General features: G+C 37.8%; 10 protein-coding genes. 3 read left to right on the top strand and 7 right to left on the bottom strand.

Annotated features, from left to right (window positions below; genetic code table 11):
- Positions 1–16: 16 nt before the first annotated feature.
- A complete protein-coding gene (locus ABD682_RS13625) occupies positions 17–421 on the top strand; it encodes a gamma-glutamylcyclotransferase family protein (protein WP_344742103.1) in 405 nt (134 codons plus the stop codon).
- A 113-nt stretch (positions 422–534) separates the two neighbouring features.
- Positions 535–1986 (top strand): MltF family protein, encoded by a 1452-nt coding sequence (locus ABD682_RS13620; RefSeq protein WP_344742102.1) that lies wholly within the window; start codon positions 535–537, stop codon positions 1984–1986.
- Between the two features lie 60 nt (positions 1987–2046).
- Here ABD682_RS13620 and ABD682_RS13615 read toward each other — a convergent pair whose 3' ends face one another.
- From ABD682_RS13615 to fahA, 3 genes are all read right to left on the bottom strand, one after another.
- Positions 2047–2826 carry a hypothetical protein gene (locus ABD682_RS13615; protein WP_344742100.1) on the bottom strand — a complete coding sequence of 260 codons (780 nt, stop codon included), beginning with the start codon at positions 2824–2826 and terminating at the stop codon, positions 2047–2049.
- A gap of 183 nt (positions 2827–3009) precedes the next feature.
- Positions 3010–4185, bottom strand: a complete 1176-nt coding sequence (locus tag ABD682_RS13610; protein WP_344742099.1) for a hypothetical protein — start codon at positions 4183–4185, stop codon at positions 3010–3012.
- Between the two features lie 121 nt (positions 4186–4306).
- A complete protein-coding gene (gene fahA / locus ABD682_RS13605; RefSeq protein WP_344742098.1) occupies positions 4307–5587 on the bottom strand; it encodes a fumarylacetoacetase in 1281 nt (426 codons plus the stop codon).
- A gap of 204 nt (positions 5588–5791) precedes the next feature.
- Here fahA and glyA point away from each other — a divergent pair, with 204 nt between their 5' ends.
- The gene (gene glyA, locus ABD682_RS13600; RefSeq protein WP_344742097.1) at positions 5792–7063 is read left to right on the top strand and encodes a serine hydroxymethyltransferase; all 1272 of its coding nucleotides are present in this window, start codon (positions 5792–5794) and stop codon (positions 7061–7063) included.
- A 55-nt stretch (positions 7064–7118) separates the two neighbouring features.
- Here glyA and ABD682_RS13595 read toward each other — a convergent pair whose 3' ends face one another.
- From ABD682_RS13595 to ABD682_RS13580, 4 genes are all read right to left on the bottom strand, one after another.
- Positions 7119–8678, bottom strand: a complete 1560-nt coding sequence (locus ABD682_RS13595; RefSeq protein ID WP_344742096.1) for a hypothetical protein — start codon at positions 8676–8678, stop codon at positions 7119–7121.
- 113 nt (positions 8679–8791) lie between these two features.
- Positions 8792–9814 (bottom strand): UDP-glucose--hexose-1-phosphate uridylyltransferase, encoded by a 1023-nt coding sequence (locus ABD682_RS13590; RefSeq protein ID WP_344742094.1) that lies wholly within the window; start codon positions 9812–9814, stop codon positions 8792–8794.
- An 11-nt stretch (positions 9815–9825) separates the two neighbouring features.
- Positions 9826–10974, bottom strand: coding sequence for a galactokinase (gene galK / locus ABD682_RS13585; RefSeq protein ID WP_344742093.1), 1149 nt, complete (start codon positions 10972–10974; stop codon positions 9826–9828).
- Positions 10971–11834 carry an aldose 1-epimerase gene (locus ABD682_RS13580; protein ID WP_344742091.1) on the bottom strand — a complete coding sequence of 288 codons (864 nt, stop codon included), beginning with the start codon at positions 11832–11834 and terminating at the stop codon, positions 10971–10973. Before ABD682_RS13580 ends, galK begins: the two co-directional genes overlap by 4 nt.
- Positions 11835–11933: the final 99 nt, after the last annotated feature.

Below are 11933 nucleotides of genomic sequence, written 5' to 3'. Positions count from 1 at the left end.
AAAAAAACAAATTAAGATGAATAATTCCTGTCTTTTTGTTTATGGATCCTTGCTGAGGAATCAAAGTAACGATATGGCCCGGTTTCTTCGGGCGCATAGTGACTATTTGGGCGAGGGTTATTTTCAAGGAAAATTATTCAATGTCTCCTGGTTCCCGGGAGCTGTATTGAGCGATCGGGAATCTGATCTTGTTTACGGGCATGTTTTTCGACTTAAAAATGAAAACAAGGTATTTTCTGTTTTGGATGATTATGAAGGCATAGGTGAAGCCTACGAAAAGCCTCATTTATTTAAAAAAGTCTTAGTATCGGTCATCCTGGATAGAATCACAGAACTCCCTTGTTGGGTTTATCTTTATAATCTTTCGGTTGATGGACTTCAACAAATTACTTCAGGGAATTATTTAGAATTCAAAAAATAAATAACTCTCATTATCAAGGTGTTACATTAGAATTTTGGAATAGAAGCTAAACTTGGTTATATTGAGAGATAACCACAGGCTTAAATGAGCTTGTATAGTGAAGCCAACCACCCATGATTTCAAAATTACCTCTCCTTAAAAGTCTTATACTGTTTTTTAGTACTTTCCTGATTATAAATTCCTGCGTCAACTCTGATGCCAAAACTAAAACGAGTGAAAAAAAGCACTCTGAAATTAACTGGGATCTCAAGGACATTAAAGAATTGGGGAAACTGCGCGCATTAACGGTGTACAGCGCAACAACCTATTTTTTATACAAAGGAAGACCAATGGGCTACGAATACGAATTACTAAAGCGTTTCGCGAAACAGTTAAATGTAGAATTGGAATTAATTGTTGTTAATAACGTTGATGAACTTTTTGAAAAACTAAATAATGGAGAAGGAGATATCATTGCTCATGGATTAACGATTACCAGAGAAAGAAAAAAAGAAGTCGCTTTCACAAATTACCTCTATCTTACCAAACAGGTTTTAGTTCAAAAGAAACCTGATACCTGGCGCACCATGAATTGGCATAAATTGGAAAATGCTCTGGTACATGATGCCATTGAATTATTGAATGATACCGTTTATATTCGTTCCAATTCAGCTTATAAAGAACGCATTCAGAATCTTTCGGAAGAATTAGGCGGTCCCATTTATATTAAAGAATTGCCCGGAGAGCTCTCCACAGATCAGATTATTGAAAAAGTTGCAAAAGGCCAATTCAAGTATACGATTTCAGATAAGAACATCGCCAGTATCATGGCCGCGAATTATCCGGTGCTTGATATTAGTGTTCCGGTTAGTTTTTCGCAACGTATAGCCTGGGCAACACGTTTTAGTTCACCGCAACTGTTAAAAGCAGCAAATGCCTGGTTGAAAATCATGAAAAGGAAGGTTGATTACAATGTGATTTACAACAAGTATTTTAAAAATAAAAAGGCCTTCCGCAGCAGGGTAAAAAGCGAATTTTATAGTTTGAATGAAAAGCAAATAAGTCCGTTTGATAAGATCATTAAAAAATATGCTAAACAACTGCATTGGGATTGGCGATTGCTTACCTCGCAGATCTATCAGGAATCGCGATTTGATCCTAATGACAGTTCGTGGGCCAACGCTGAAGGTTTGATGCAACTTATGCCCGCAACAGCTAAAGAACTGGGGGTTACCGATAGAACAGATCCTGAGCAAAGCATTAGAGGTGGTACCAAATACTTAGAGCAATTATGGTCGAATTTCGAAACGGTAACCGATACGATTCAGCGCATTAAGTTTACCATGGCGTCCTATAATTGTGGATTATTTCATGTGAAAGATGCACAGCGTTTAGCTTTAAAGCATGGGTTGGATAGTGAAAAATGGGATGATAATGTGGAATCAATGATTTTAAGTATGAGTAAACCTAAAAGCTATAACGATCCTGTTGTGAAATACGGTTATGTCCGTGGTATTGAACCTTATAATTACGTTTTACAAATTTTCGAACGTTACGAACTCTACAAACAGGTTATCAAAGAATAAAAAAATCACCCAAAGCAATCCCTTCAATACTTCGGGTGATTAAAAGAGAAATTCGTTTGATTAACGAACCATTTCATTGAGAGTGGCTACATAAACGAACTTCATATCGCGTGTTGCCATACCTTTTATCATGGCCTTTTGCTGATCTTCAGTGGGTTGTTGCCCCTGATAATTACCCGCATTTAAATACTGTTCCATATTTTCGAACATGTTAACCGTTAGGTGAGAAGCGTAAGTGTCACTTCCAATGGGTATCATAAATCGTAGAAGGCCCCAATTTGCTTTAGCGCCGTCATCCACCATTTTTTGATGCGAAGGCTGGAAGAGTGTTTTTTCCGCAGTTTCGTAGGCATTATAGCCTTCAAGAGGTACTTTCATGAAATCAAAAGTAGCAACTGTGCCAACTTTTAGTCCTGGACCTCCTGTAGTTGTTGCAATTTGATGCATAAAGATCCGCACGGCCAGATCCCGGGTTTTTGAGGCACCCCAAAGCTTTTTGTTAAGCTCGTCTTCAGACATGTTGGGATAAGCCGCTTTGGCGTACTTCATAAAATCAACGGGAGCGAACATTTTTTCCGGAGAATTAAAGAGGGTAACGGTCGCATATTGATAGCCCTGATCTTCGCCTCCCGGGAGTAAGGACCAAAGATCCCATCCCTGAATACTGCCATCTGCAACCCGCTGGGCATGAATTTTTTTCCAGAACTGTTCGGTCTGGGCATAATCGCCTTCCTGGGTATTGTCTACATGCATCAGCTCCATTACGATGTAAAGGTCGTTTTGAGCAAGTAGGGGCATGCTAAAAAAAGCAAACAGAATAATTACTACGAATTTTTTCATAAGATTTTAGTTTGGTTATTGTTGAATAATTTCCCTAACGTGAAGTAAGTAGAACACGATTATTTTTGGGTACCAAACTATTGAAGGTCAGTTTCTTTTGATAGAAGAAGAGAGTTAAATGTACGTATTTTTTTAACATGAAATAAAAAAAAGGGTTCAAATTTAATAGAACCCTTTTAATACTTAATTGAAGGTATAACTGTTGATAATACTCTTGAGTTTGAGTTTGAAATCTTCGCCAGTATCATAGATCATTTGTTCCTCTGTAGGGAAAGGCACCGCTCGACGTTCTAAAAACGGTATTAAATTCGTGTCCAGGGCTCTCCGATCTCCATTTGATGTTGCGTAAATATGTTCAAAAACAAATTCGCTACTGATAGGAAAGGCATCAACTAGCTGATTGTTCTGTAAGTTGTAATATTCAACATTACCTACCACCTGAGATGATTTGAATTGACGGTATTCATAATAAGTACAGCTTACCGTTTTGTAGTTATCTACCTTGATGGCATTTCCTAAACTATCTTTTACCACCTTACCATCTTTAATCAGTTCTTTTTTACCGTTTGCAACCTGTTTCTCCTTGGTAAACTGACGTTCTTTAATTTGTTCCGGTGAAATATTAATCTGGCGGAATCCAACCTTCATATTATAGCTGTAATTAACACCTTCTTCAGGCGCACTGTGGTATACTGTCCAGAAGTTGTTTAAACCATAATTACTGAAGTTCAATAAGTCATTTTCTAAACGTTGCGGAATTACTTTACCGGATTCATTTACCATATCTACCAAAACAAAATCAGATCCTTTTTGATGTGCTACATCCATAAGTTGAAGCACATTTTTGTAGTTCGGGTTGATGTCCTGAATGGTGTTTAAACTGTTATAGGCATCCCGGGCGTCTAACTTGTTGTTTGTTGCCAATAAGCCTTGCGCTTTATCGTAGAGATAATCAGACGCTTTATTTTTATAAGCTACAATATTAGTGTTGTAATTCTTAAAATTGAAATTTACCTCACGATTATTTACATATAATGGCAGAAGAGGTTTTATTCGTTCCTGACGATTATCCAGAGCCACATATTTATCATAGATTTTGATAAATGTTTCCGGATTCGTGTCTGCTTTTAAATATTTGATATCGTTCAGGTCGCGTTCGGTGGCCTTTCGATACGAGTTTTCCAAAAGCACAATAATATCAGATTTGCTGCGCTTATCCTTATTTACTCTAAGTTTATCAATAGCACTGGAGATGGCCTGATCGTAATTACCGACGCTTACGGCCTTTTCCATTTGTCGCCTTGTACTGCAAGACAAAACAATGAAACATACAAGAGTAGAAAGTAGTGTTTTTTTCATGGGACATGTTTTAAGATTTGGTTGATTGATCCAAAATCGGTGCCAAAGTACTTAAAACATAGATAAAACGCAAATATATCAGTTAAAATGTAAAATCTATAAAGGTATTGTGCGTAAAATCTTATTTTTTATAGATAGGTAATAGCTTTGTTGAAACTTCTCCAAATCCGATACGCGTGCCATCCTTCTCACAATAACCTCGCATGATCACGGTGTCATTATCATTGATGAATTTACGCTCTGTACCATCTTTCATTTTCAATGGTTTTTCACCTCTCCAGGTTAGTTCCAACATAGAGCCATAAGAATCCGGCGTAGGCCCGGAAATGGTACCACTACCCATCATATCACCCGAATTTACAGGGCAACCGTTTATGGTATGATGTGCTAGTTGCTGTACCATGGTCCAATACATGTATTTGAAGTTGGAGTGGCTTACAATGGTTTCTTTAGCACCTTCCGGTTGAATGGCTACTTCCAGATGGATATCATAACTCTTTTTACCCCTGTATTTTAAATAATCCAGTTGAGGTTTAATAGGTTTCGGACCTTCACATCTGAAAGGTTCTAAAGCATCCAGCGTTACGATCCAGGGCGAGATAGAGGAGGCAAAGTTTTTAGCCAGGAATGGTCCTAATGGTACATATTCCCATTTTTGAATGTCTCGGGCACTCCAATCATTCAACAATACCAATCCAAAAATATATTCTTCTGCTTCTTCGGTTGGAATAGGTTCACCCAGATCATTGGCATCTGTCGTGATAAAAGCCATTTCCAATTCGAAATCCACTAATTTACTTGGTCCAAACACTGGTTCTGTTGCACCTTCAGGAAGTGTTTGACCCTGCGGACGATGCACCGGAATACCCGATGGAATCACCGAAGAACTTCTACCATGGTAGCCTACTGGAATATGCAACCAGTTTGGCATCAACGCATTTTCAGGTCCTCTAAACATGGTTCCAACGTTCGTAGCGTGTTCCATACTTGAATAAAAATCAGTGTAGTCACCGATTTGCACAGGAACCTGCATTTCTATTTCATCCAATCGAAATAAAACAATTTCTTTATGGTGTTTGTTATCTTTTAAAGTAGTGTTATTGCTATCAAAAATCTCAGCGATTCTATTTCTTACGGCACGCCAGGTTTTACGTCCGTCTGCTATAAAATCGTTTAAGGTATCTTGTAAAAATATATCATCCGTTAAAGGAATACCGTCAAAATATCCAAGCTGATGCAAGGCTCCAAGATCGATAGCTGTATCTCCTATACGCGTACCAATGGTAATAATATCGTCCCGGGTTAAAAACACACCAAAAGGAATGTTCTGGATCGGGAAATCTGAATTCTTATCAACGTGTAACCACGATTTTCTATCTGGATTATTAGCGGATATTGGCATATATATCTGTAATTTATTCTTTTTATTCAATTCTCATCAAACCTACACAATTTTTTTATTTTAAAGGAAAAAATCGTCAAAAATCTAAACTTACTTCAATCGTTAATAAAACAGTTGAAAAGTTAATTTCTAATAGGTGTTTTTTAATGCGAAAAACTATTGTATTTGCTATTTTTGCACATCATCATAAAAGAACTATATAATATGCAACGCGACGAACAGATTTTTGAACTTATTGAAGCCGAACACGAACGCCAGTTACATGGTATTGAACTCATCGCTTCTGAGAATTTTGTTAGCGAACAGGTCATGGAGGCGGCAGGTTCCGTTTTAACTAATAAGTATGCTGAAGGCTATCCCGGAAAACGTTATTACGGTGGCTGTGAAGTGGTAGATGAAGTAGAGCAGATAGCCATAGATCGCGCTAAAACTTTGTTTGGAGCCGAGTATGTTAATGTGCAACCACACTCGGGAAGTCAGGCTAATACAGCTGTTTATCATGCTTGTTTAAAACCCGGGGATAAGATCTTAGGATTTGATTTGTCTCATGGCGGACATTTAACCCACGGATCTCCTGTAAACTTTTCCGGGCGTTTATATAATCCTGTTTTTTATGGCGTTGAAAAAGAAACCGGTGTTTTGAATTATGATAAAATTCAAGAGATCGCCACAAAAGAGCAACCTAAATTAATTATTGCAGGTGCTTCTGCATATTCCAGAGACATCGATTTTGAACGTTTTAGAACTATAGCTGATAGTGTTAGAGCTATTTTATTAGCCGATATTTCTCATCCGGCCGGATTAATAGCCAAAGGTATTTTGAATGATCCGTTGCCACATTGCCACATTGTAACTACAACGACTCACAAAACGTTACGTGGGCCTCGAGGCGGTATGATCATGATGGGTAAGGATTTTGATAACCCTTTCGGAATTACCTTGAAGAACGGTAGTTTACGAAAAATGTCTTCACTTTTAGATTCTGCTGTATTTCCCGGAAATCAAGGCGGACCTTTAGAGCATATTATAGCGGCTAAAGCAATTGCCTTTGGTGAAGCTTTAACAGATGAATTCCTGCATTACCAATTACAGATCAAGAAAAATGCTGATGCCATGGCAAAAGCATTGGTTGCAAAAGATTACCACATCATTTCCGGAGGTACTGATAACCACATGATGCTTATCGATCTTCGCAATAAAAATATTTCCGGTAAAGATGCCGAACAGGCGCTTGTAAAAGCAGATATCACCGCCAATAAAAACATGGTGCCGTTTGATGATAAATCACCTTTTGTGACTTCCGGAATTCGTCTGGGCGTAGCTGCCGTAACGACCCGTGGTTTAAAGGAAGATGATATGAAAGTTATCGTTGATCTGGTTGATGAGGTGATCGAAAATTATGAAGACGAAGCGACGCTGGAAGCTGTTAAAGCCAAAGTGAACGCCATGATGAAAGATAAGCCATTATTCGTTTAAAGACTGAATACATACAATAAACTAAAGAACGTCTGGCAACTTGCCGGACGTTTTTTTATTGAAAAGTAATATGCTGATAAGCACCTAGATCAGGAGATGTTGTACGATCTACGTTAAGGATGTCTAAAGGAACTTGCGTGGCGAAGTCTGATAAACCTTGATTAATTCCGGCTGAATTTTCGCCAATAATAAGTTGATTATTTTGAGGATCTTTAAAATCAGGATCTTCATTGAATGTATTACTATTGTATAATAAGATGTCACTGAAATCATAATTTGGTCCGGTGAAAGCATTACTCGAATTATCAAATTTTAGGAGGCAATGATCAAATTTAAAATGGAACACCACAGCAGCATCTTCAACTTCATCTAAAATAAATTCAGGATTGTCATTTCCGTAAACAATACAATTATTAAAGTTGGCTTCGGTGAGGTCTGCTAACGTTGCATTATTGTTTTCATCTAAAACATAATTATTCAATAATAAAGCAGGAAACTGCCTGAAACTTCCAGACCAGTAATTAGCAATAGTGGAATGCGTAAAGTTGTATTTACCACCGATCGTTCCGGCGAAAGCCGATAAACCGGCATTATTCAAAACAACATTTTCACCTGAAATAGAAGTGTTTCTGCCCAAAATCCCAAAACTGGAACTGTTATAAACCTGTGTATTTGAAATATGTAATTTATCGTTAGTGTCATTAGGATTGCCATCACTCAAAATTCCAATGGTAGCATTTTTTATGGTAGCGTAATTAATGTTATTATCGATACTGCCATCATACAACCAAATCGTACCCCATTGTCCGGGAACATCGGCATATTGAGGTTCTAAACGATCACCTTCAAAAATAACTTCATTCTCCAATAAATCCTGGTCATTGCTGTATGAACCATTCACCTGTAAACTAGCACCTTCTTTCACAATAAGTCCGGAATTGGCATGGAAATGTAAACGCGCACCGGCATCAATGATTAAGGTTTCTCCGCTGGGAACTGCTGCAAAACCATAGATCACATAAGGTTTTTCATTAGTAAAATGAAGTTCTTCCGGTAATAATTCCCGGCCTTGAAGATCGGTTTCTGTAGGTTGTCCATCAACATTCAGGGTAAGCGTTTCAATAACTTTCGTTGTATTATCTCTGTTTGGGTATATAAAAACAGCATCCTTAACCAGGGTAATCAAAGGCACACTTTGAATGCTATTTCCAGAGCCGAACTCAATAGCGTCTGTATATAAAAAACGACCATTTGTACTGGCGTAATTATTAATATCAACTGTGGTTTCAATGAAAATGTATAAGCTGTCGTGGGCTAATAATTCTACATTTTCAAATTCCTTTCCGGCCATACCATCAACACTAAGTCGGTAATTCGAAGCCAATCCGTTTGACAACCTAATAGAAGGAATAGCGATATTATCTGAGCTGCGATTATAAACTTTTAAGTTATAGGTGCTTGAACCAATATTGGTAAAAACCGTATCAAGGTATACAGTATCTTTTGAAAAACTGAGCTGACCGGAACTCGGCGTAAAATTGAAATCCTTTCGGCAGGAACTCCAAAACATCAGAAAGCTCATCAGGCCTATGAAATAAAATAGTTTTTTCAGCATGGGACATCACAATTGATTCAGCTAAAATAGAACTTTTCAGTTTAAGAATTAAAAGTCATTTTAATAATCCTAAATTCAACGTGAAATGTACCCGCTTTTTTTAATTAATGAAATTATGCTATTAACGCTTTGATCATTTTTACTGCAGATTCTGCCGTGATATCGCGTTGTGGCGATCCAAACATTTCATAACCCACCATGAATTTCTTAACCGTGGCACTGCGCAATAATGGCGGATAAAAGCTCATGTGCATATGCCAATGAGTATTATCTTCACCATTTGTTGGTGCTTGATGAATCCCACTGGAATAGGGGAATGAGGTATTAAAAATCTTGTCGTAGGCCTTAGTTAAAACAGAGATAGCTTCAGCAAATAAAAAGGGTTCGTTGTTCTCCAGGTCTAAAAGATGTCTGCGGTGCTGTTTTGGAACGATCATCGCTTCAAAAGGCCAAACAGCCCAAAAAGGAACGAGTACCACAAAAGCATCGTTTTCATAAATGATGCGTTCTTGTTTCTCTAATTCCTGAGTTAAATAATCTCCCAGTAAACTGCTTTTATGTTTGTTAAAGTAGTTTAATTGCTGCGTATTCTTTTTATCAACTTCGTTGGGAAGTGTGGATTGACTCCAGATCTGGCCATGTGGATGCGGATTACTACAACCCATGACAGCGCCTTTATTTTCAAAAATTTGAACATAATTGATAAGGTCCTTTTCACCGAGTGTTTTGTATTCGTGCTGCCAGGCTTGAACTACTTTTTCAATATCCTTCGGTTCCATATCGGCTAAGCTTTTGGAGTGGTCCGGGCTAAAACAAATCACTTTGCAAATGCCTTGCTCGCTTTGAGCGACCAACAGACCGTCTTCAACAGAAAATGAAGGCGAATCGGATTGTAAGGCTGCAAAATCATTCGTAAATATGTATATATCTTCATACTTCGGATTTTGTTCTCCGTTAATGCGCGTATTTCCTGCACACAAGTAACATTTAGGATCGTAAGTAGGGCGCTTTTCATTACTCACGGCTTCATTTTGTCCTTGCCAAGGACGTTTAGCACGATGTGGCGAAACTAAAACCCATTCGCCCGTTAAAATATTCAAGCGTTTATGTGAATAGTCTTGTAAATCAGTTGTCATAATATGTTTAGTTAGTTGATTTCATGTGTTCCATCAGCTAATTCAACAGAATAAATGGAACAAGCTTTATTGAACGTTTCTTTGTATTCCCGGGCGATATCATGTTTAAATTCGTTTACAAAATCTTTGGATATCAGATTGATGGTACAACCACCAAATCCGCCGCCCATCATACGAGCGCCAAGGATTCCCTGGTGTTCTTTCGCTTTTTCTACCAGAAAATCAAGCTCTGCACAACTTACACGATATTGAAATTGCAAACCTTCATGAGAGCCGTAGATCAATTTACCCAAAGCTTCTAGGTCTCCGGCTTCCATGGCTTTTGATGCTGCCTGAGCTCGATTATTTTCCTGAATTACAAAAAGCGCTTTTTGATAATCCTCATCGCTTACTTTATCCTCGATCGTTTTCAAATCAGCTTCCGTAGCGTCACGTAGGGCTTTAACGCCAAGCATTTTGGAAATGTTTTCACAAACGGTTCTTCGATCATTATAAGCACTATCCGACAAGCTGTGTTTCACATTGGTGTTAATGAGCATCAATTCGTAATCTTCAAAATCTATTTTAAAAGGTTTAGCTTCAACCGTTCTGCAATCAAGAAGTAAGGCATGATCTTTAATTCCAAACATGCTTGCATATTGATCCATGATACCACAATTTACACCAACATAGTTGTGCTCTGCCATTTGCGAAATGAGGATCATTTCTGTTTTGCTTAAACCCAGATCGAATAAATTATTTAAGCCGTAAACCACACTATTCTCGAGGGCTGCAGAGGAAGACATACCTGATCCCGAGGGAATATCACCGGCGAAGACCATATTAAAGTTTTCCACCGTTTTACCTTTTTTCTGAATTTCCGATACCACACCCAGAATGTAATTGCCCCAGCTTTCTTTTTCCATTGGAGACAAACTTTCCACAGAGAAACTAATCGTGTCGTTAAAATCTGCAGCAGTAACTTCAGATCTTCCGGAATTACTTTTACTAAAGGCCGCATAAATACCTTTATCTACGGCAGCAGGAAATACAAAACCGTCATTGTAATCGGTATGCTCACCAATAATATTGATTCTTCCGGGGGAAAAAATGAGTAGGGGCGATGCCGCATATTTGTCTTGAAATGCATTTGTAATTGTTTCAGCTAGTTCGTTGTTCATAATGCTTCGTTTTTGTTTAGTTGTAGTCGCCAAGTTAGGCTATAAGTATCTTTCGGATGTAATTCCTTTAAGCCTATTTTATTATTGAAGCTATCAGAAACACCGGTAGTGGGTTCGATAGCGATTGTGTTTTTTCGTGGTGGTGTGTAGGCCTGTAAATAGCTGTTTGCCTCTGATGAGTTAATTAACAGGGTATAACCGGGTGTTTTAAAAAGCACTTCCGTGGCATCTAACTCCCAACAATCATCGAGTTGTTTTTCTTTTAATGAAAAATGGCCATCCTGATCTACAGGCTTCGTTCCTTTTGTGATCATACGCTCGTTAAATACCATCTTTTTTGAACTTTTGAAATGGAGACTGCTAGCGTTCAAATTTTCTGTAATGAAATAAGGATGCCAGCCCAGGGTAAATGGAAATGTTTTATCACTTAAATTTTTAATTGAAACCTTTAGTGAAAGTTCTGTAGTTGTAAGCGTATATTTTAATTCGATTTTATACTGAAAAGGAAAGCTTTCCGGAGGATTTGATTCCGTGTATTCCAGAACAGCTATTACGGAATTCTCAGATTCTGTAATATTTGAAACCGTAAAGGTTTTATTAAAGACCAAACCGTGCAGTGCATTGTTATTACCAGATTCATTAATAGGAAACTGATATGTTTTTCCTTGAAACTTATAAAGTCCATCTCGTATACGATTGGCAAAGGGAAATAAGAGCGAAGAGGCGTAAACATCGCTGTAGGCTAAAGGTTCCAGATTTTCAATCAGGGTTAGGTTATTCAAACTTAGTTCCTGTAAACTGGCGCCTTCATTTAAATAAATTTTAGCTATTGCCGAATTTTGATCGTTTGATAATTCCAAAATTTTTTGGTTTTTATCGTTGTTATATTTCTGGATTCCTGTAAACAATGCGTATAATTTTAGTCTAATTTAGTTCAATAAATGTCTTTTTTCGAAGCT

This window comes from Gaetbulibacter aestuarii, from assembly GCF_039537665.1.
Taxonomy (GTDB): Bacteria; Bacteroidota; Bacteroidia; order Flavobacteriales; family Flavobacteriaceae; genus Gaetbulibacter_A; species Gaetbulibacter_A aestuarii.
Note: the sequence above shows the minus strand (reverse complement) of the source record. Positions and strands in the feature narration are given on the sequence as shown.

What these genes read in the sequence shown, in the direction of transcription:
- ABD682_RS13625 (WP_344742103.1), top strand. Translation starts at nt 17, where the DNA reads ATGAATAATTCCTGTCTTTTTGTTTATGGATCCTTGCTGAGGAATCAA.
- ABD682_RS13620 (WP_344742102.1), top strand. Translation starts at nt 535, where the DNA reads ATGATTTCAAAATTACCTCTCCTTAAAAGTCTTATACTGTTTTTTAGT.
- ABD682_RS13615 (WP_344742100.1), bottom strand. Translation starts at nt 2,826, where the DNA reads ATGAAAAAATTCGTAGTAATTATTCTGTTTGCTTTTTTTAGCATGCCC.
- ABD682_RS13610 (WP_344742099.1), bottom strand. Translation starts at nt 4,185, where the DNA reads ATGAAAAAAACACTACTTTCTACTCTTGTATGTTTCATTGTTTTGTCT.
- fahA (WP_344742098.1), bottom strand. Translation starts at nt 5,587, where the DNA reads ATGCCAATATCCGCTAATAATCCAGATAGAAAATCGTGGTTACACGTT.
- glyA (WP_344742097.1), top strand. Translation starts at nt 5,792, where the DNA reads ATGCAACGCGACGAACAGATTTTTGAACTTATTGAAGCCGAACACGAA.
- ABD682_RS13595 (WP_344742096.1), bottom strand. Translation starts at nt 8,678, where the DNA reads ATGCTGAAAAAACTATTTTATTTCATAGGCCTGATGAGCTTTCTGATG.
- ABD682_RS13590 (WP_344742094.1), bottom strand. Translation starts at nt 9,814, where the DNA reads ATGACAACTGATTTACAAGACTATTCACATAAACGCTTGAATATTTTA.
- galK (WP_344742093.1), bottom strand. Translation starts at nt 10,974, where the DNA reads ATGAACAACGAACTAGCTGAAACAATTACAAATGCATTTCAAGACAAA.